The sequence below is a fragment of the Acinetobacter sp. ABJ_C4_1 genome, assembly GCF_044538495.1.
Taxonomy (GTDB): Bacteria; Pseudomonadota; Gammaproteobacteria; order Pseudomonadales; family Moraxellaceae; genus Acinetobacter; species Acinetobacter nosocomialis_A.
This window is the reverse complement of the sequence record NZ_JBIUCQ010000003.1, coordinates 228,183-248,181: the sequence shown is the minus strand read 5'-3', so window position 1 is coordinate 248,181 and position 19,999 is coordinate 228,183. Positions and strand designations below refer to the sequence as shown.

The following is a 19,999-nucleotide window of genomic DNA, read 5'->3' as shown; positions in this document are numbered from 1 at the left end:
ATTCGGGCAAGATGGCTGATGCGCATTTTGCTCCTAAAAAAGCAAGATAGCAAGCTTGATTGTTCAACAATTTAAGCTGGTTTATACGCATTAATTTGGTTCATGGCCTGTGATACCTGTCCTTGAACAAGTAGCTTTACTTTAGAAAGAGCATGATCAATTGCTCCATCCATCAGGCTTTGTTCACTACTTGGTGCTTTTCCGAGTACATGCCCAGAAACTCTTTCTTTTGAACCTGGATGTCCAATACCAATTCGTAAACGATGAAAATTTGGACCAATATGTGGGACAATATCACGTAAACCGTTATGACCACCGTGTCCACCGCCTGTTTTGAGACGAATTACACCAGGGTTCATATCAAGTTCATCATGAGCAATCAGAATTGCTTCTGGAGCAATTTGATAGAATTTTGAGAAAGGAACAACACTTTGTCCGGAACGATTCATGTAAGTCGTTGGTAGAAGTAAGCGAACATCATGTCCTTCTATATTACCACGACCACTGATTCCGTGAAATTTTGGATCATTTTTTAATGTAATGCCATATTTATCTGCAAGCTGTTCAACGAACCAGAAGCCTGCATTATGGCGGGTTTGGGCATATTCTGAACCAGGATTGCCCAAACCAACAATTAGCGAAATATTTGACACTAATTTACGCCTTTAAACACTTATGCGCGTTTGAAGTCAGCGTGCATAGGGGTGTTTTTAGATGGGTGACGTTGTAACGCTTGGATTTTAACGTTTTCAACTTTGTCGCCCACTTTGATTTCTACAACTTCTTCAAAGAAAGCATTGTTTTCTAAAGCTTTTACAAGCTCACGAAGTTCTAAAGTAACAGTTACAGGCTCAGCGTTACCACCGTAGATGATAGCTGGAACTAAAGATTCGCGACGAAGGCGGCGGCTCGCACCTTTCCCTTGTTTGTCTTCAGCACGCGCTTGAGCGTTGAATACGAAGTTTGCCATGAGATAAATCCTCATTAAAGATTAAATAAACTAAACTTGCGACCAGTTTAGTGATAGAAAACCCCAGCCAAAGCCAGGGTTAAGAAAAAGCTGCAATATTATAAACTATCGAACATCGCGCTGATAGACTCTTCGTTATTAATACGACGAATCGTTTCAGCAACCATGCTAGCAACAGAAACTTGACGGATTTTGCCCAAGGTCAATGCTTCTTCAGAAAGAGGAATTGTGTCAGTTACAACTAACTCATCAATGACTGAGTTGCGTAAGTTCTCAATTGCTTTACCTGAAAGTACAGGGTGAGTTGCATAAGCAACAACACGACGTGCACCAAATTGCTTAAGTGCATCAGCTGCTTTACACAATGTACCGGCTGTATCAACCATGTCATCTACAATAACGCAATCACGATCTTTTACATCACCAATCAAGTGCATAACTTGCGACTCATTGGCTTTTTGACGACGTTTGTCGATGATTGCTAAATCGATGTCACCCATCTGTTTGGCAACAGCACGTGCACGTACTACACCACCAACGTCAGGAGAAACCACCATAAGGTTATCATGTTGTTGTTGACGTAAGTCAGCAAGCAAAGCAGGAGTACCGTAGATGTTGTCGACTGGAATATCGAAGAAACCTTGGATTTGGTCAGCATGTAAGTCAATCATCACGACACGGTCAATACCAACAGTGGTAAGCATGTCTGCAACAACTTTAGCTGTAATCGGCACACGTGCAGAACGTGGACGACGGTCTTGGCGAGCATAACCAAAATAAGGAATAACAGCGGTAATACGGCCAGCACTTGCACGACGCAAAGCATCTGCCATCACCAAGATTTCCATAAGGTTATCATTGGTAGGAGCACAAGTAGGCTGAACGATAAATACGTCTTTACCACGAACATTTTCAGTAATTTCTACTGAAATTTCTCCATCAGAAAAGTGACCGACTGATGCAGCACCTAGAGGGATATGTAAGTGACTTACGACTTTTTGAGCGAACTGTGGATGAGCATTTCCACTAAAAACGACAAGATTGGGCATGAAGCACCCTTGGCGGTTGGTATGTAATAAAATAGATGGCAGGGGCGGCTGGATTCGAACCAACGGATGCCGAGATCAAAACCCGGTGCCTTACCACTTGGCGACGCCCCTAATGCGGCAGAACTTTAATATTTTTGCAATGCAATGTCAAGAATTATCAACAAAAAGCAAGGCAATTAAGTCTGTCTTTAAAATAAGAGAATGGCAGGGGCGGCTGGATTCGAACCAACGGATGCCGAGATCAAAACCCGGTGCCTTACCACTTGGCGACGCCCCTAAATTCGATGATATATATGATGGCAGGGGCGGCTGGATTCGAACCAACGGATGGCGAGATCAAAACCCGCTGCCTTACCACTTGGCGACGCCCCTAATATAATCATCATTACAGGTGAAATTGGCAGGGGCGGCTGGATTCGAACCAACGGATGGCGAGATCAAAACCCGCTGCCTTACCACTTGGCGACGCCCCTAACTTGCAACTTTAAAATGGTGTAGAGGAGATTCTTTTAAACTATGTACCAAGTAAGCTTTACATGGTGCATGTTTAAGAATGTCATCAACATTCATTTCATCGGTCACTTCAGTAAAAACACAAGCACCTGTACCTGTAAGCTTTGCATGACCAAATTGATCAAGATATTGCATCGCTTCTTCAACTTCGGGGTATAACTTTCTAGCCAAAGGCTCAAAGTTATTTCCAAAATTAGAAGGTTCTAACTGATAGGCGCAAAATTTAGTGGTCTTAGTGTCTCTTGTCAATGTTTTTTGTGAAAAAAGCAATTGAGTGCTGATAAAACAATCAGGTTTTAAAATAATGAACTGTTTTTGATCTAAGTCTATGAATGTTAAATGTTCACCAATACCTTCAGCCCATGCATTTTTACCATAAATAAAAATAGGAACATCTGCACCAAGTTTTACACCATAGTCTGCAAGCTCTGCCTGAGTCAGGCCACATTCCCATAATTGATTTAAAACGATAAGTGTTGTGGCAGCGTTCGAAGAACCTCCGCCTAGACCTGCACCCATTGGAATATTTTTTTCAATTTTGATGTGTAGACCACAAAGCTTTTTTGCATGCGGTTTTAGTATTTGAGCAGCCCGATAAATTAGGTTCTGCTCAAGTTGAACCTCACCTAAACCTTCAATTTGGATTTCATCTTTCTCAATAGGAGAAAAAGTCATCCAGTCATATAAATCAATGAGTTGGAAAATGGTTTGTAGTTCATGGTAACCATTTTCACGACGTCCTGTGATATGTAAAAACAGGTTGAGCTTGGCTGGGGAAGGAACTCGAATCATAGATTTATATAGTTAGGTTTAACGGTTTTGGATAACCATTGTAATACGGTTTTCTTTATCTTCAGCAAGAGGTTGCTTTAAAACCAATTTATTTGGCAAAGTTTGTTCACCATCATAACTAAAATTAACCGTCCAACCATCTTCGATGAGTTGGCTCACACGATTTGCATTATCTTTGCTAATTTGGGCATTTAAAGTTGCTGGCTTTGCTAAAATCCAACTGGTTAAATGAGTAATCGGCGCTTGCCAACCAGTAGCACGTTCTAAAAGTTCTTCAGGGGATGCCGCTGTAATAACGCCAGTTTTAGCACTGTTTAAAGTGACTTCACCCGGTTTTCCCTGAATTTGTGTTTTTCCAACACCTAAAATGCCACTTAACTCGATATCGAAATTATCTTGCTGTTGAACCCATGTGAAGAAGGCACTACCACTTTGTTGCGGAGTGCGTACCCCAATTTTACCTTGCAAATTGAAATGTTTTTCGTCTTGCACTTGGTGGGTAACTGCAGGTTTAGGCTGAGTAAAATGCTGACAACCGGTTAAAAATAACACACTTGATCCACAGATCGCTGTGCACAGTTGGGCAAGTTTGCTCATAAATTTAACTCTTTTTTGCAGATGTAGGTAAAATTAACGCATCAAGCTGGTGTAATTGTGGATCATTCGCGTGTTTTTGTTTCAGTTGTTGTAACACAGCACTAAATTCAGTTAATGATCCTTGCATATACAGTGCCTTAGCGTAACGAATCCCAATATTTATGTTATGACTAAGCTCATAAGCTTTGCCTAAAGCTTCCGCTGCGCCCTCATAATCATTTTGTAAAAATGCGATATAACCTAGCGTATCTAAAATCGAAGCTTGTTCTGGTGCATATTCCAATGCTTGTTCAGCATATTGTCGCGCTTCTTTTAATCTGCGGTTTTGTAAAGCCAGCGTATACGCATAGGCATTCAGATAGGTCGGGCTATTTGGTTCTAACTGCAATAATTGCTTGAGTGTTTTATCGAGTTTATCGCGGTCAGTATAAGGGTCTAATAATAAGACTTCTGCATAGATGAGTTCTGGGTCATCTGGTAAATTTTTGATTGCTTCATCTAATAAATTTAAGGCAGCCTTTTTATTGCCCATTTTCTTTAAAATTTCGGCTTGAGCTTGATAGAGAAAACTTGCATGCTGCGGATAATTAACTCGCTCTTGAGTTAAAAACCGTAAAGCATCATGTAAATTTTCTTGTTTATCATAGATCGCAATTAGATTACGCCTTGAAACGATGTAGAGACTACCATCTACTAAACGGTAATAGGCTTTGGCAGTCTCATAATGCTGTTTTCGTTCTGCATTAATGGCTAAGTAGTAATACGCTTCATTTTGATACTTTGCAGAGTTGCGTAAATCAACCAAATATTGTTCAGCTTTATCATATTGCTTCAGGTCAATACTGGTTAAGCCTGCAATGAACAGTGCCTCTTCAGCACGAGGATTACTCTCTATAATTTTTTCTAATTTTTCAAGAGCAAGCTGAGGTTGGTTAATTTGGATAAGATAACGCACTTCAGCTAAGCGAATATCTAGATTTTTCTTATATTTACGACTGGATTTTGCATACCATTTTAAAGCACCTTCTTGATCACTTAGGGCAATCAATAGGTTTGCTTTCATCAAGATAAAACTGGTTACTTTAGGGCGACGGCGTAGTGCACGGTTAATGGTATTTAGAGCAGGTTCTAATTGCCCATTTTGTGCTTCTAGGTTCGCGATAAGCGCTAAAATAGAAGGATTTTCCTTCTCTGCACTTGAACGTAAAGCAGTTAATAAAACTTCTCGATCTTGTGCATTTTCAGGTGCGATACTTGCCAAAATTTGTTCAAGATCGGCAGTTGGATCAATTTTTAAAATTTTATCTAAAGTTTCGGCAGCAAGCTGATATTCATGTGTTTTTAAAGCAATATGCGATAAATAAAACAAAGCAGGGACGTCTTTAGGCTCTTGAACCACCCAGTGTGTTGCAATATTCAGTGCAGCTTGTAAGTCGTTATATTCAAGTGCAACATCTAGGGCACGCTGTTTAATTGTTGTTGAGTTGCTTCTAATCGCAAGCACGGTGTAATTATGTAGTGCTGTAGGAATATCGTCGTAAGCTAAGGCAAATTCAGCGACCATACTCTGTTGTAGAGCCTGATCAAATGAATGCACGGCATAGGTCTCTTGCAACGGACGTGCATAGACATATGAGGACATGCTACCTAACAATAAGAATGTGGTAGAATACTGTCTTATCGAAGCACCGTTAAAATTTATACGGCTATTCATTTGACGCAATTTTTATTGATCCAAAGTAATGCTTTTTATGACACCGATGTTGCACAATAGCATAAATTTAGCGAAATGATGATCTGATATGTCTTTCTTTGCATTGGGTGTCAACCATCAAACAGCTTCTGTAGAACTCCGCGAGCAAATTGCTTTCAATGCAGAGCGATTAAGTAATTTGCTTGCCGAGCAACGTTATCACGAGTCTTTAAAAGACTTGGTGGTTGTCTCAACCTGTAACCGTACAGAAGTCTACGCCATGGCGGAAGATGCCGAAAGCCTTCTGAAATGGTTAGCCGATGCCAATAATATTGATGTAAAGCAGTTAATTCATCATGTTTATCGTTACGAGAATGCTCAAGCCATCACACATTTAATGCGTGTCGCAAGTGGTTTGGATTCACTCATGTTGGGTGAACCTCAAATTTTAGGGCAGGTGAAAAGTGCTCTAGCATTGTCTAAAGAGGCGCAAACGGTTTCTCCTGAATTAAATAGTGTATTTGAGTATGCTTTTTATGCAGCTAAGCGTGTGCGTTCAGAAACAGCTGTAGGTAGCCATGCGGTTTCAATGGGTTATGCGGTTGCACAATTGGCTTTACAGGTTTTTAGTAAACCTGAAAGACTCACAGTGATGGTGGTTGCAGCAGGTGAAATGAACAGTCTGGTTGCCAAACACTTAGCGGAAATGGGTGTAGCCAAGATTATTATCTGTAACCGTAGCCGTGAGCGTGCTGACCAGTTAGCACAAGAAATTGCCCATCGTGTTGAAGTTGAGATTATTGATTTTTCAGCGTTATCAGAAAATTTATATCGTGCTGATGTTGTTTCAAGCTGTACGGGGAGTTTGCATCAAGTTATTGCATATGCAGATGTCAAAAGTGCATTAAAAAAACGCCGTTATCAACAAATGTTGATGGTTGATTTGGCTGTACCGCGTGATATTGACCCTAAAGTGGAATCACTTGATGGGGTGTATTTATACGGTGTAGATGATCTACAAAGTGTAATTGATGAAAACTTGGCTCAACGTCGTCAAGCAGCTGTTGAAGCGGAAGTGATGGTGAATCAGTTAGCCACTCAACTGATCACACATCAAAAAGTCAAAGAAGCGGGTAGCACCATTCATGCTTATCGCCAACATAGTGAAGAAATTAGTCAACACGAGCTTGCTCATGCGTTAGAAGCTTTGCATCACGGTGGAGATCCAGAGCAAGTTCTACAGCAGTTAGCCCATCGTTTGACACAAAAGTTAATGCATCCAACATCTATGTTGCTACGTGAAGCTGCTAAAGCAGAAAACCCTGATCATTTCGAATGGCTACAACAGCATTTACAGGATGTATTTGATCATGAGCGAAAACCAAAACGTTAAGACAGTAGTCTTAAACTGATTTGTTTGGTGAGCTCATTGAGTTGTTGCCTTAAGTTTCTTGACTCAACTAATGAAATTTTAGATTTCAGTTTTTGACGTAAATATCTTTCTTGTAAGCCTAACGCATATTCTTTAGCGAGTTTATCGGCGACTTCAGGTGCTTGAGTTAATGCCTGAATATTGGTTCTTTGCATAATATCTGCAATTTCATGGCAATAACTGCTACATGCACCTAAAACATAATAAGTCGCTAGCTCTTGGTCATCAGGCAACTCATCAAATATACGGTTTAAAATTGCTAATATTTTAGCCAATAATTCATCTTGCGGAATATAAGCTCGCAATCCTTCAAAATGAATATAAAGAAATGGATGGTGCATCAAAATTGCGACAGCAAAGTCTTCATCTTTCGTTTGAATATTAAATGATAACGATGCATCGTGACTAACTTGTGGAGTAAAACGCTTACCTAAACCTAATTTTTCACGGAAAGATTGGGTTAATAGATAACGGAAGGAACCTTGTTTTGGTAATAACTCGGTGAGTTCCCTTAACTCACCCATAACAAGACTCTTGCCTTCAGGCGTACTAATGTCATGTTGACCCGTAAGATGGGCAAAAACAAAATCAGAGAGCAGGGGAGCTTGGTCTAACAGCCTTTGGAAGTTTTCGAGACCTTCACGTCGGATCAGGGAGTCTGGGTCGTGGTCATTTGGCAATACAAAGAACTTAAGCTCACGGCCATCATTTAGGAGGGGTAATGCAATTTCTAAAGTTCGACGTGCTGCTTTTTGACCTGCGATATCGCCATCAAAGGCAATGGTAATTCGATTATTTTGCTTAAATAAAATATTAAGGTGTTCAGTATTACTCGCCGTTCCCAAAGTCGCGACAGCGCCTGTAATGCCATATTGCTGTAAAGCAATGACATCCATATAACCTTCAACCATTAACCAGTCATTAGACTTTAATTTTCGACCTTCATAGAGACCATAAAGTAATTGGTTTTTATGGAAAACTTCTGAGTCTGGCGAGTTAATGTATTTAGGTTTAATTTCATCATTGAGCGCACGACCACCAAAACCAACTACACGGCCTTTAGGGTCTCGAATTGGAAAAATGACGCGATCACGTAAAAGGTCAAAGTCACGACCACTATCACTTGAACGGATGAGTCCAAGTTGTTTTAAACCATCAATGTCGTAAGGAAACGCTTTTTCTAAATGTTGCCAGTCTTCTGGGGCATAACCTAAACGCCAGAATTGAATAGTCTGGTCAGTTAAACCACGCTGTTTGAAGTAATTTTTAGCTTTCTGACTTGTTGGTAATTGATGTTCATAAAACTGAGCAACATTTTCCAGTAAGTCATATAAATTACCTTCTTGTACAGGTTCATCAAAACTAAATGGCTGTTCAAACTGTGCAAATGGATCGTCAAAATATACTGGTTCAAGCGTATTGTACTGATCATCTATAGGCGCTTGGGTACTTGGTTCTACAACCGTTTTTTGCGGAACAGGTGGCTTCGTAACTTGGCGGGTATAAGACAGTTTTTTATTATCAGTATTATCTTTGGGTAATTCGATCCCCGCATTACTCGATAACTCTTTCATGACATCGATAAAGTTTCGGTTATCAATGTCCATTAAGAAGCGGATAGCATTTCCGTTTGCCTGACAGCCGAAGCAGTGATAGTACTGTTTATCGCGATAAACATGGAAAGAGGGGGTTTTCTCTTGATGAAAAGGGCAACAACCAGAATATGTTCGTCCGGTCTTTTTCAATTTCACACGTTGACCAATTAGATCGACAATATCTGTCCGATCTAGAATCTGATCAATCGTATGCTGTGGAATTGCCATAATTCAGATAACCGTGTTTAAACTAATGATGCGATAGGTCAGATTATTCTGACATGATGAACCGAGATATGCCCGATAAATATTTTACTATTTTATAAAAACAAACAGGCAAGTGATATCACTTGCCTGTTTGTTGGTTATTTTTAAGCTGTTATTGCTTATTGAGCAGCGTCATCTGGTTCAGACGAAGATGCTGCAGGTGCAGTGGTTGCACCTTCTGCTGCTTTTTCTGGTTTATCAAGTAAACCGAAGCTTAAACGGTTAGTCCAACTACGTTCAGTTTTTGGAGTTTCAACTGGTGCTTTTGTTGTTTCTTGAGTTTCTTCTTTACCAGAATTACCAATTAAACCAAAGCTTACACGGTTAAGTAGACTACGTTTAGGTTCTGTTTCAGTAGTCGTAGTATCTGGTGTTGTAGACTTAGATTCACGGCCGAGAATACCCAAGGTAGCACGGTTAATCCAGTTGCCTTCTTTACGGGCAGCACGCATGTTTACTGTGCCATTTTTATTAACCAGACTAGGATAATTAAGCTTTAAAACTTCGATATATTGTTGTGAAGTTGCCTTATCGCCCAGCTGGTCATAGCTGTATGCCAAAGTTGCTAGTGCTTCTGGTACTTGAGGTGTTTGTGGGTAGTGTTCAATTACCCATTGTGAACGCTCAGCTGCAGCAACCCATGCTTTACGCTTAACGTTAAAACGTGCTGTATTCATTTCACTTTCAGCAAGCTCTTGGCCAATAAACTTCATACGCTGTGCTGCATCGACAGAGTATTGGCTACTTGGGAAGCGACGAATCAAATCAACGAAGTTTTGATAAGCAAGTTTTAAATAACTGATGTCACGGTGTGATTGTTGCAAAGATGTGTAACGCAATAAGCTGTCGTAGTTCATCTCCATATTAGATACGCCGCGTACATAGTAGGCATAATCTACATTTGGATGCTGAGGATTTAAACGAATAAAGCGTTCAGCTAGAGCAATCGCCCCTTCATAATCTTTTTGTTTAAATTTTGAATAGAGAAGTTCAAGTTGTGCTTGTTGTGCGTATTGTCCAGTTGGATAATAGGTATCAATCGCCTCTAAAGATTTGGTCGCGTCAAGATATTGACCACGGTCAAGCGACTTTTGGGCCTTTTCAAAATATGCTTGTTCGCTAGATTGAGGGCCAGTATCGACCACATCTTTTTTACTTGGATTGCTGCTACAGCCCACAAATGCAGACGCTACACCTAGAGATAAGGCAAGCATCGTAATTTTATAACGTGGTAGCGACATAAAAACTCCTCTGTTATGTTGGGCAATGAGCTACAATTGCGCTATTAAACCACTTTTATCTCAATGATCAAATGACTTCAGCACAATCTTCAAACACAAACTTCTCTGAAACCGACTTCAATTTACTTGAAGATTCTGAGGATGCAGATAACCATACTTCTGATACAACTGCAACACGTTTATCGTTGCAAGTTCAGCTAGATGAAAGCTACTTAGGGCAACGCATCGACCAAGTTGCAGCTATGGTGTGGAGTGAGTTTTCGCGTGAAAAGCTCAAGCAATGGTTGAAGGATGGCCATCTGTTGGTGAATGGTAACATTGTCAAACCTAAGCACCGTTGTGAAGGCACAGAGCTGCTTACACTCGAAGTTGAGCTTGAAGCTCAGACGACGAGTCAACCTGAAAACATTCCACTCAACATTGTTTATGAAGATGACGATATTTTAGTCATTAATAAACCAGTAGGGATGGTGGTACATCCTGGAGCAGGTAATACTTCTGGAACTTTAGTAAATGCTTTGCTTTACCATTCTCCAAAATTGGCGGAACTTTCTCGTGCTGGTTTAGTACATCGTATCGATAAAGATACCAGCGGTTTACTGGTTGTTGCTAAAACGTTAGAAGCGCAATTTTCTTTAAGTAAACAATTGGCAAATAAGTCGGTTTATCGTGTATATGACTTGGTTGTTTATGGAAATATTATTGCTGGCGGTACAATTGATGAGCCAATTAAACGCCACCCAGTTGACCGTGTAAAAATGGCAATTTTGCCGGGCGGGCGTGATGCGGTGACTCACTACAATGTAAAAGAGCGTTTTAAAGATTTTACTCGTGTGCAAGCGCGTCTAGAAACAGGCCGAACACATCAGATCCGTGTGCATTTTAGTTATATTGGCTACGGCTTAATTGGTGATCAGGTTTATATGAATCGTGTACGTGTGCCTGCTGGTGCATCTGAATTGCTGATTGAAACTTTACGTGGTTTTAAACGCCAAGCATTGCATGCAGCTAAGTTGGGCTTAAAACATCCGCGTACTGGTGAAGAAATGTTATTTGAAGCACCATGGCCTGAAGATTTTACTCAGTTGGTTAATGTGTTACGTTCAGAAAACGCTGCATATTAAGGACATGTATATGGAATTTGTTCAAGGTTTACCTCAAGGCGTATTTGTAGGGCAGACACGTATTCAACATCCTTTGGCTTTGCCAACGGATCAAAACGAATTAACAGGCTTTAATCTTGCTTTACATGTTAAAGATGAAGCTGGTCGCGTTCAGCAGCATCGAATGATGCTGCTAGAAGAGTTTGCTCAGTTTGGCGTTAAGAAAATGACGTGGATGACCCAAACGCATAGTACAATTTGTCATACGGTAAATGAACAAATTCCCTTTACAGCTTTAATTGGCGATGGCTTGGTTACGCAAACCAAAGGTCATGCATTAATGATGATGACAGCCGATTGTTTACCTGTAGTCCTTGGTAATGCTGAGGGCACTGAGGTTGCCAACTTGCATGCAGGATGGCGTGGTTTGGCGGGTGGTATTATTGAAAATACAGTTACTGCGATGCAGAGCCCTCCAACTTGGGCGTGGTTAGGAGCTGCGATTAGTCAACCTTGTTTTGAAATTGGAGCCGAAGTAAAAACTGCTTTTTGTAGTAAATATCCTGAATTGGAAACTGCATTTATTGATGGAGCGGCTCCAAATAAATTTCACGCAGATTTATATGCGATTGCTCGTTTTATTTTACAAAGACTTGGTGTTAAGCAAGTTTTAGGTGGCGATCAATGCTCATATCAGCAGCAAGATGAGTACTTTTCTTATCGCCGTGATGCTAAAACGGGACGTATGGCAACTTTTGTTTTTATTTAGTTTATAAAAATCGTATTTCATTTTAGAAGTACGATTGTTGTGTTATCACTCTCTTATGTTATTTAGATTTTAAAATGGCATAAGAGAGTTTTTTATTTTTGTATTTTCAGTACTTACTAAAATAATTCGTTAAAAAGCTAGTCTTTGATATTTATAGATCATGGTTTAGCAAGTTTTAATAAAATGATAAAATACAAAAAATCGCTCAAAAAATTAAGCTTATGTCTTTGCCTGAAAAACATCTCGCTATTGTCTATCACAGCCCCTATGGTCATACCGCAAAGGTAGCGTTTGCTATTGCTGCTGGTGCAGAGGTAATGGGTGTTAAAGTACATGTGATGAATATTGAGCACATTGACTGGAATGTTTTAGATGCCTCACAGGGTATTATTTTTGGCTCGCCAACGTATATGGGAAGCGTAACTGCCGATTTTAAAAAGTTTATGGATAGTACATCTAAACGTTGGAAAAATCGTTTATGGCAAGGCAAGTTAGCAGCAGGTTTTGCAAATTCGGGTGGTTTGAGTGGTGATAAACTGGCGGTTTTGCAACAGCTTAATATTTTTGCGATGCAGCATGGCATGCTCTGGTCTGGTTTGCCTTTAATGACAACAGGCCATACCGAAACTGATTTAAACCGTTTATCGAGCTGTTTAGGTTTAATGACTCAGTCAGATAATGCACCTGTTGAAATTACTCCACCGCAAGGTGATTTAGATACTGCAAAATGGTTTGGTGAGTATATTGCCGGGCTTTTATATAGATTAAATTAAATAAATCATGCGATATAAAAAAAGCCTCTAACAGAGGCTTTTTTTATTAAATTATTTATGAAATATACGAGCTTTATCACGTTGCCAGTCACGATCTTTTTCAGTCGCACGTTTGTCGTGAAGCTGTTTACCTTTCACAAGCGCAATTTCAAGTTTAACCAGATGACCTTTCCAGTAACATGCTAATGGAACGCATGAATAACCTTTTTGGTTTACTGAACCTGTTAGCTTTTCAAGTTCACGGCGAGATAATAATAATTTACGTGTACGTGTAGCTTCTGGCACGATATGTGTAGATGCAGAAAGGAGCGGTTGAATTTGTGCACCAAATAAGAATGCTTCACCGTTTTTAAAAATGACATAACTTTCTGTCAAACTCATACGACCAGCACGTAAAGACTTTACTTCCCAGCCGAGTAAAGACATGCCAGCTTCAAATTTTTCTTCGATAAAATAATCATGACGGGCACGTTTATTTTGTGCGATGGTTCCGCCATTATGTTTCTTTACTACTGTTGCTTTCGCCATAATTCAAACTTCCACAATTGTCCCTATTGTGCCGTAAACTGATGCCAAGGTGAAGTTTTTTCCCACATATCAATATTTCGCCTCATGTATAACTTTTGCTAAAATAGGCGCACAATACAATTAGAGTACTAGCGGATGTCTAAAACGCGTGTAATTTATCCTGGAACATTTGACCCTATCACAAATGGGCACGTTGATTTAGTTACTAGAGCATCAAGAATGTTTGATGAGGTCGTAGTAGCGATTGCAATTGGACATCATAAAAATCCTTTGTTCAGTCTAGAAGAAAGAGTTGCACTGGCACAGTCATCATTAGGCCATCTATCAAATGTTGAGTTTGTAGGTTTTGATGGTTTATTGGTTAATTTTTTCAAAGAGCAAAAGGCTACAGCAGTACTTCGCGGTTTAAGAGCAGTATCTGATTTTGAATATGAGTTTCAATTGGCTAATATGAACCGCCAGTTGGACCCACATTTTGAAGCAGTGTTTTTAACACCTTCTGAACAGTATTCTTTTATTTCTTCGACGTTGATTCGAGAAATTGCACGCTTAAAAGGTGATGTAACCAAGTTTGTTCCGCAAGCTGTGGTTGAAGCTTTTGAACGTAAACATCAACAAGGTTGGTAAAGTGTCGTTATATATCACCGATGAGTGCATAAACTGTGATGTTTGTGAACCAGTTTGCCCAAATGAAGCTATTTTTATGGGTGAAGTGATTTATGAAATTCATCCAGATTTATGTACAGAGTGCGTTGGTCACCATGACCAGCCACAATGTCAATTATTTTGTCCAGTAGACTGTATTCCTAAAGATCCGCAGCATGAGGAAACGGAAGAACAGCTATTAGACAAATATAAAAGATTAATTGCTCAAAAAAGCACAAGCAATTAGTCAATAAATTTGTTAATATGCGCCCCTGAAGTGAGCTGGATGGTCGCTGCTGTGGAGGTCTTCGTGACTGAAGCAGGAGAGGAAAGTCCGGGCTTCATAGGGCAGGGTGCCAGGTAACGCCTGGGCGGTGAAAGCCGACGGAAAGTGCAGCAGAGAGTAGACCGCCTCATTCGTGAGGTAAGGGTGAAAGGGTGCGGTAAGAGCGCACCGCGTGTCTGGTAACAGTTCACGGCATGGCAAACCCCACCAGAAGCAAGACCAAATAGGAATCCTAGGTGCGGCCCGTACTGGATTCGGGTAGGTCGCTTGAGCGTATGAGTGATTGTACGCCTAGAGGAATGACCATCCTCGACAGAACCCGGCTTATAGGCTCACTTCACCTCATTTTATTTAAAATTTTTCTTGACGCGCGGTAAAGAAGCTAAGATAATGCGCGCACAGTTTACGGCTATGTAGCTCAGTTGGTTAGAGCACCGCACTCATAATGCGGGGGTCACAAGTTCAAGTCTCGTCATAGCCACCATTTTACAGACCACGCTCCTGCGTGGTCTTTTTTTATGCTTATTTTTTGATTAAACACAGTTTGTAAAGACCGACTTTATAGTTCTGGCATTGTTTGTCTAACTCAATTTCTTCATGTTCTTATAACACTTAACAAGGATGTTGAAGACATGAAAAGGTCATTATTATTTTTAGGAATTCTAAGTTTAACTGCTGGAACACAAGTCTCTGCAGCTGATTTGAGTTGGGGTGATCCAACTTTAGATTCGGGTCAATTTAAAGTGTCTGGTGCAATACGTTCTCGTTATTTACATAAAGATTATGTGGTCGGGGCAAATGAAGGTTCCCAAAATGATGACTGGCGACTTACTGATATTAAATTAGTGTTGGGTTATGAAAACCCAAACTGGATTGCAGGAGCAGATGCTCGCTGTTATCAATATGATCGCTTGTGTGATGCGATTTTTCTAAAAAAAGCTTGGATAGGGTATAAGTTATCTGACCAACAAAGAGTCACGGCAGGTTTGCAGCCTGTTGATTTTGGCTTTGGTGAATTTTGGGGGAGTAGTTATTACGAAACGCTTTTAAATACTGTTGGTTTAGAGGATATCGATAATCTGGGGATTAAATATAAATTTGCAGATGATAAATATAATTTGACCTTAGGATTTTATCCAACTGATGGTGGAAATTATAAGGGAACTTCAAAAGACTCAAGCCGTTACAGTGGTAACTTTGTTGAAGCTGATGATTTGGCTACTGGGACTAATATCAAAGAAAAGAATATGTGGATTGCTCGAGCATCTAGAAAATTTGAACTAGATAAGTCTCAAAACTTTTCGACTGAGCTAGGTGGGTCAGCTTGGTACTCCGATTTAGAAAATAAGAGAACAAATGTAGATGGGCATCGTAAAACATGGAACGTTTTTGCTCAAACGCAATATCAAGCTTGGCAATGGATGTTCTTGGCAGGTAAGCAAGATGTCACGAATGGGGATGATTTATTTCCAAATAGCTCAACGATTGGTGCATTTGATTATCCGTATCAAGTCGCCAATAAAGGTAAATATTTGGTCAATGAAATTAATTACACCTTTGCTCAGCCATTCCATCAACTTACCAATATTAAGCCTTATATCTCTCATAGCCGCTTTTTCAAAGACGAGGATGGCTATAAAGACTCTGAACGTTTAATTGCAGGGGTTTATTTTAATTACAAAGCCATTGGTATTCAGGGTGAATATATTATGAGCAAGAATGATCCAATGGTAGGTGGCGGGGCAAATGGCCTTGCACAAGGCAGCAGTAATGACTGGGATAAATTATTTTATCTTTCAATTGGATATTACTTCTAAAATTTAAAAGCAAACTACTGCCCTAAGTGAATAGGCTCACTTAGGGCTTTTTTTATAGAAAAACTTTTTCAGGTGGCGGTTCTCGGTTGACGGCTGGTGAAATGAGTTGCCCCCGGTTTAGGTTTTGCACATGTTGCAAGCGATTAAGGAGCTCATTTTGAATGAACAAAATACAGGTTTGCAGTTTGGAGGAGCTTTTGAGTCGTGATGGATAAACTGCCCAGACGTCTGCATCTTGCCAATATTCAGGCAAAATATGTTGAAGTTGGCCTGTAATTAGTTCATCTGCAACGTCCCAAATTGATCGGAAAATAATACCGTGGCCTTCTATGGCAAGCTGATGAATAATTTCGCCGTTATTAGAAACAAAGCGTGGTTTGACATGAACCGAGACATCTTCAGAAGCATGTCTAAATTTCCATAGCACAGATGATTGATCACGCTCACTAATCGTCAAACAATCATGTGTTTGCAAATCTTCAATGCTGTCTGGTACGCCGTGTTTAAGTAAATAGCTTGGTGCTGCACATAAAATTCGAAAATTAGAAGCTAACTTCTTCGCAATCATGTTTGGCGCAATTTCATTACCAATTCTGATGTCTAAATCAATACTGTGTTGAATCAGGTCTTTAGTATTGTCGATGGTGTCAAAATGAATTTGAAGCTTTGGATAAAGCATCATTAATTTAGACAGAATTGGTGCGATATGCTTTCTGCCAAAACCAAAGCTACTAATAATATCCATACGACCTGTGGGCGTACTAAGCGGGTTATTGACCAGTTCACAGACTTCATCAAATTCTTCAAGAATATTTGAAACTCTCTCAAGAATGAGTTTGCCATCTTCCGTCAGGCTGACATGACGCGTGCTGCGATGAAAAAGTTTGCAGCTTAAGGTGTTTTCTAAAATATTAATTCGCTTGCTAATAAAAGCTGGCGATGTTCCGAGTTCCTCAGCAGATTCGACAAAACTTTTTAGTTTGGCGACTGTGCAAAAAACCTTTAAATCCGATAGGTTAGGTAGATTATTCACGATCCGTGTCCATTGGAGTGATAGTTCCGTTATTGATCATTTTTGCTTAAAACATCATGTTTAAGCCATACAAGGATATTAGTCGAAGGTGTGAAGGAAGCTTATGGCAAAAAGATATAAAGTTGCCACGATTGCAGGCGATGGCATTGGTTTAGAAGTTCTACCAGAAGGCATTAAGGTTGTAAAGGCAGCGGCAGAGAAGCATGGTATTGAGCTTCAACTCGATGCTTTTGATTGGGCAAGCTGCGATTACTATCTTGAGCACGGCAAAATGATGCCAGATGACTGGTTTGAAACTTTGCAGGGCTACGATGCAATTTATTTTGGCGCTGTAGGCTGGCCAGATAAAGTGCCTGACCATATCTCGCTTTGGGGTTCGCTACTTCAGTTCCGTCGTGGTTTTGACCAATATGTGAATTTACGTCCAGTGCGCTTAATGCCAGGTGTGAAATGTCCATTAGTAGGTAAAAAACCAGGCGACATCGATTTTTACGTAGTTCGTGAAAACAGTGAAGGTGAATACTCAGCCATTGGTGGTAAAGCTTTTGAAGGAACAGACCGCGAGTTTGTTTTACAAGAAGCCGTATTTACACGTCATGGTGTAGACCGAATTTTGCGTTATGCATTTGAGTTTGCAAATCAGCGTGATGCGAAAAAAATTACCGCAGCGACCAAGTCAAATGGTATTGCAGTGAGCATGCCGTACTGGGATGAACGCGTTGATGCGATGGCAAAACAATATCCACAAATTCAGGCTGATAAACAGCACGTTGATATTTTAGCGGCTCGTTTTGTTTTACAACCTGAACGTTTTGATGTGGTTGTGGCATCGAATTTATTTGGTGACATTCTTTCCGATTTAGGCCCTGCATGTACTGGAACTATTGGTTTAGCGGCATCGGCAAATTTAAATCCTGAAAGAAAATTCCCATCGTTGTTTGAACCTGTACATGGTTCAGCTCCAGATATTTACGGTAAACAAATTGCCAACCCAATCGCTGCAATTTGGTCGGGTGCCATGATGTTCGAATTCTTTGGTGAAGAAGATGAACGCTGCATTCAAGCAGGTCAGGACATTATGCAGGCGATTGAGAATGTCTTAATTAATGGGCCAAAAACAGCCGATATCGGCGGTCAGGCAAAAACTTATGAGGTAGGAAATGCAATTGCATCGTGTGTAGCCCAAATTAAAATGGACGTGTTCGCTATGGAATAACGCCATCCAAAAATGGATGTATGGATATGGATAATCAAAACACAAAAATTTATACGGATAAAGTTCTTGCCGTAACCAGCTTACTGTTTGTATTTATTTCAGTTGCTGGTTTGGCGATTTATTCGCAAGAGTCGATCAAGATTGCTGCAACATGGATGCAGTGGACGACATCGGTATTTACAACCCCAGTATTACTGTTTGCTTTTTTAGCTATCATTTTTACTTTTGGTCTGGCCTTTAGTAAATACGGCAAAATCAAACTAGGTGAAGGGAAACCCCAATACACCACGATGTCATGGATTTTTATGTTCATCTTGTCAGGTATTGGGTCTTCTACGCTGTATTGGGGCTTCTTGGACTGGGCTTACTATTATCAAACTCCGGGTTTGAGCTTACCGCCTGAGTCAGCAGAAGCATTGAAATATAGTGTGGCTTACTCGTTTTTTCATTCAGGTTTAAGTGCTTGGGCAATTTATGCATTAGCATCAATTTCTTTGTGCTACAGCTACCATGTGAGAAAAAACAAAGGGTTGAGTTTAGCTTCCGTGATTGAAGCGGTAACAGGCTTTAAATCAACTGGCGTGGTTGGACGTTTAGTTGACCTTATGTTCTTGCTTTGTATGTTTGGTGCATTGACCATTTCGTTGGTACTCACCGCCGTGACATTTACCAATATTTTGTCGCAGCTCACAGGTATCCCAAATACCTTTATGACCAAGGTCATCATTATTTTAGGTGTTTCGGTTCTGTTCGCACTCAGTTCGTATGTGGGTATGGATAAAGGCATGCAACGTTTAAGTCACATGGTGTGCTTGGGCGTGGTGTTATTTGCAATTTATGTACTTTGCTTTGGTCCGACTCAATTCATTTTGAATAATTCATTAATGAGTTTCGGGTTAATGGCAACCAACTTTGTTGATATGAGCCTGTTTACCGACCCAATGGGTGATGGCAAGTTTACCCGTGAATGGACTGTATTTTACTGGTTGTGGTGGATTTCATATGCACCGGGTGTGGCACTGTTCGTAACGCGTGTTTCTAAAGGCCGTACGATTAAAGAGGTCATCTTTGCCATGGTAATTGGCGGCAGTGTTGGTCTTTGGTTCATCTTTGGCGTGTTTGAAAGCTACAGTGTTTATAGCTTTATTCATGGAGCTGTGAATGTACCGCAAATCTTAAGCCAACAAGGTGGTGAGGTTGCGATTGGTCAATTACTCAGTCTGTTACCTGCCGGAAAGCTCATGATGTGGATTTTCCTAGGCATTATGGTGGTGTTCTTAGCGGCACACATGGATGCAGTAGGGTATGCAGTTTCAGTAACATGTACACGTGGTTTAAGTGAAGGACAAGATCCATCACCAAATGCTCGTTTGTTCTGGTGTGTCATGCTGACTTTAGTTCCAATTGCTATGATCTTTAGTAAAGCACCTTTGGACACCATGAAAACAGCAACCATTGTGACAGCTTTACCATTCATTGTGATCATTCTGATTCAAACCTATGGCTTAGTGAAATGGTTGATTCAGGATTATGCCAAAGTCCCATCGCATTTAATTGAGCAACAAGGTTATGATGATTCGGAAATTGGTTTAAACCAGTCTCAAGATGAACATGCAAAAAGGATGCAGCTTGAGCTTGCAAGCTCAATCAAACTGGATAGAAAAACCAGCTAGAGGGAAC

General features: G+C 40.3%; 19 protein-coding genes, 5 tRNA genes and 1 other RNA gene. 11 read left to right on the top strand and 14 right to left on the bottom strand.

All coding sequences use genetic code 11. The features are described 5' to 3' along the window. Nucleotides 1–71 precede the first annotated feature (71 nt). The 10 genes from pth to ACIF8R_RS06395 form a co-directional block, all read right to left on the bottom strand. The gene (gene pth / locus ACIF8R_RS06440; RefSeq protein WP_002050315.1) at nt 72–653 is read right to left on the bottom strand and encodes an aminoacyl-tRNA hydrolase; all 582 of its coding nucleotides are present in this window, start codon (nt 651–653) and stop codon (nt 72–74) included. A gap of 20 nt (nt 654–673) precedes the next feature. Then, complete coding sequence (gene rplY, locus ACIF8R_RS06435; RefSeq protein WP_263613059.1) at nt 674–970, bottom strand: 50S ribosomal protein L25; 297 nt, start codon at nt 968–970, stop codon at nt 674–676. A 98-nt stretch (nt 971–1,068) separates the two neighbouring features. Further along, nucleotides 1,069–2,019, bottom strand: coding sequence for a ribose-phosphate pyrophosphokinase (locus ACIF8R_RS06430; protein ID WP_002120445.1), 951 nt, complete (start codon nt 2,017–2,019; stop codon nt 1,069–1,071). Between the two features lie 36 nt (nt 2,020–2,055). Further along, nucleotides 2,056–2,130, bottom strand: a tRNA-Gln gene (locus ACIF8R_RS06425). A gap of 91 nt (nt 2,131–2,221) precedes the next feature. Then, nucleotides 2,222–2,296, bottom strand: a tRNA-Gln gene (locus ACIF8R_RS06420). A gap of 20 nt (nt 2,297–2,316) precedes the next feature. Further along, nucleotides 2,317–2,391, bottom strand: a tRNA-Gln gene (locus ACIF8R_RS06415). Nucleotides 2,392–2,417: 26 nt separating this feature from the next. After that, nucleotides 2,418–2,492 (bottom strand) — tRNA-Gln (locus tag ACIF8R_RS06410). After that, complete coding sequence (gene ispE / locus ACIF8R_RS06405) at nt 2,491–3,324, bottom strand: 4-(cytidine 5'-diphospho)-2-C-methyl-D-erythritol kinase (RefSeq protein WP_396479782.1); 834 nt, start codon at nt 3,322–3,324, stop codon at nt 2,491–2,493. The genes ACIF8R_RS06410 and ispE overlap by 2 nt, the downstream gene beginning before the upstream one ends. An 18-nt stretch (nt 3,325–3,342) precedes the next feature. Continuing rightward, a complete protein-coding gene (lolB, locus tag ACIF8R_RS06400; protein ID WP_304591776.1) occupies nt 3,343–3,921 on the bottom strand; it encodes a lipoprotein insertase outer membrane protein LolB in 579 nt (192 codons plus the stop codon). 4 nt (nt 3,922–3,925) lie between these two features. After that, nucleotides 3,926–5,635 carry a tetratricopeptide repeat protein gene (locus ACIF8R_RS06395; RefSeq protein WP_263613062.1) on the bottom strand — a complete coding sequence of 570 codons (1,710 nt, stop codon included), beginning with the start codon at nt 5,633–5,635 and terminating at the stop codon, nt 3,926–3,928. 88 nt (nt 5,636–5,723) lie between these two features. Here ACIF8R_RS06395 and hemA point away from each other — a divergent pair, with 88 nt between their 5' ends. After that, the gene (hemA, locus tag ACIF8R_RS06390) at nt 5,724–7,007 is read left to right on the top strand and encodes a glutamyl-tRNA reductase (protein WP_396479780.1); all 1,284 of its coding nucleotides are present in this window, start codon (nt 5,724–5,726) and stop codon (nt 7,005–7,007) included. Here hemA and ACIF8R_RS06385 read toward each other — a convergent pair. Continuing rightward, nucleotides 7,004–8,869, bottom strand: a complete 1,866-nt coding sequence (locus ACIF8R_RS06385) for a DNA primase (protein WP_396463610.1) — start codon at nt 8,867–8,869, stop codon at nt 7,004–7,006. The two genes, hemA and ACIF8R_RS06385, sit on opposite strands and share 4 nt — an antisense overlap. Before the next feature lie 158 nt (nt 8,870–9,027). Then, nucleotides 9,028–10,149, bottom strand: coding sequence for an outer membrane protein assembly factor BamD (locus ACIF8R_RS06380; RefSeq protein WP_396479778.1), 1,122 nt, complete (start codon nt 10,147–10,149; stop codon nt 9,028–9,030). A gap of 71 nt (nt 10,150–10,220) precedes the next feature. Here ACIF8R_RS06380 and rluD point away from each other — a divergent pair, with 71 nt between their 5' ends. The 3 genes from rluD to ACIF8R_RS06365 all read left to right on the top strand — a co-directional run bounded on the left by rluD (nt 10,221) and on the right by ACIF8R_RS06365 (nt 12,794). Then, entirely contained in the window at nt 10,221–11,273 is a 1,053-nt protein-coding gene (gene rluD / locus ACIF8R_RS06375) for a 23S rRNA pseudouridine(1911/1915/1917) synthase RluD (RefSeq protein ID WP_311070476.1), read from the top strand. Between the two features lie 10 nt (nt 11,274–11,283). Further along, nucleotides 11,284–12,021, top strand: a complete 738-nt coding sequence (pgeF, locus tag ACIF8R_RS06370; protein ID WP_396479776.1) for a peptidoglycan editing factor PgeF — start codon at nt 11,284–11,286, stop codon at nt 12,019–12,021. 221 nt (nt 12,022–12,242) lie between these two features. Continuing rightward, nucleotides 12,243–12,794: a flavodoxin family protein gene (locus tag ACIF8R_RS06365; protein WP_396479774.1), complete on the top strand. Its 552-nt coding sequence runs from the start codon at nt 12,243–12,245 to the stop codon at nt 12,792–12,794. A 51-nt stretch (nt 12,795–12,845) separates the two neighbouring features. On the opposite strand, the gene smpB is transcribed toward ACIF8R_RS06365, so the two are convergent. After that, complete coding sequence (gene smpB / locus ACIF8R_RS06360) at nt 12,846–13,322, bottom strand: SsrA-binding protein SmpB (protein ID WP_263613070.1); 477 nt, start codon at nt 13,320–13,322, stop codon at nt 12,846–12,848. Between the two features lie 135 nt (nt 13,323–13,457). Here smpB and coaD point away from each other — a divergent pair, with 135 nt between their 5' ends. From coaD to ACIF8R_RS06335, 5 genes are all read left to right on the top strand, one after another. After that, nucleotides 13,458–13,949 carry a pantetheine-phosphate adenylyltransferase gene (gene coaD / locus ACIF8R_RS06355; RefSeq protein WP_000047853.1) on the top strand — a complete coding sequence of 164 codons (492 nt, stop codon included), beginning with the start codon at nt 13,458–13,460 and terminating at the stop codon, nt 13,947–13,949. Between the two features lies 1 nt (nt 13,950). After that, entirely contained in the window at nt 13,951–14,214 is a 264-nt protein-coding gene (locus ACIF8R_RS06350; protein WP_004703368.1) for a YfhL family 4Fe-4S dicluster ferredoxin, read from the top strand. Nucleotides 14,215–14,241: 27 nt separating this feature from the next. Further along, nucleotides 14,242–14,596: RNase P RNA component class A (gene rnpB / locus ACIF8R_RS06345), an RNA gene on the top strand. A gap of 64 nt (nt 14,597–14,660) precedes the next feature. Then, nucleotides 14,661–14,737 (top strand) — tRNA-Met (locus tag ACIF8R_RS06340). Between the two features lie 148 nt (nt 14,738–14,885). Continuing rightward, complete coding sequence (locus ACIF8R_RS06335; RefSeq protein ID WP_396479772.1) at nt 14,886–16,070, top strand: porin; 1,185 nt, start codon at nt 14,886–14,888, stop codon at nt 16,068–16,070. Between the two features lie 52 nt (nt 16,071–16,122). On the opposite strand, the gene ACIF8R_RS06330 is transcribed toward ACIF8R_RS06335, so the two are convergent. Then, the gene (locus ACIF8R_RS06330) at nt 16,123–17,103 is read right to left on the bottom strand and encodes a LysR family transcriptional regulator (protein WP_396479770.1); all 981 of its coding nucleotides are present in this window, start codon (nt 17,101–17,103) and stop codon (nt 16,123–16,125) included. A gap of 103 nt (nt 17,104–17,206) precedes the next feature. Between ACIF8R_RS06330 and ACIF8R_RS06325 the strand changes: the two genes are divergently transcribed. Together ACIF8R_RS06325 and ACIF8R_RS06320 are read left to right on the top strand one after the other, a co-directional pair. Beyond that, the gene (locus ACIF8R_RS06325; RefSeq protein ID WP_396479768.1) at nt 17,207–18,319 is read left to right on the top strand and encodes a tartrate dehydrogenase; all 1,113 of its coding nucleotides are present in this window, start codon (nt 17,207–17,209) and stop codon (nt 18,317–18,319) included. A 20-nt stretch (nt 18,320–18,339) separates the two neighbouring features. Further along, complete coding sequence (locus tag ACIF8R_RS06320; RefSeq protein WP_396479766.1) at nt 18,340–19,992, top strand: BCCT family carnitine transporter; 1,653 nt, start codon at nt 18,340–18,342, stop codon at nt 19,990–19,992. The last annotated feature ends 7 nt before the right edge of the window (nt 19,993–19,999 follow it).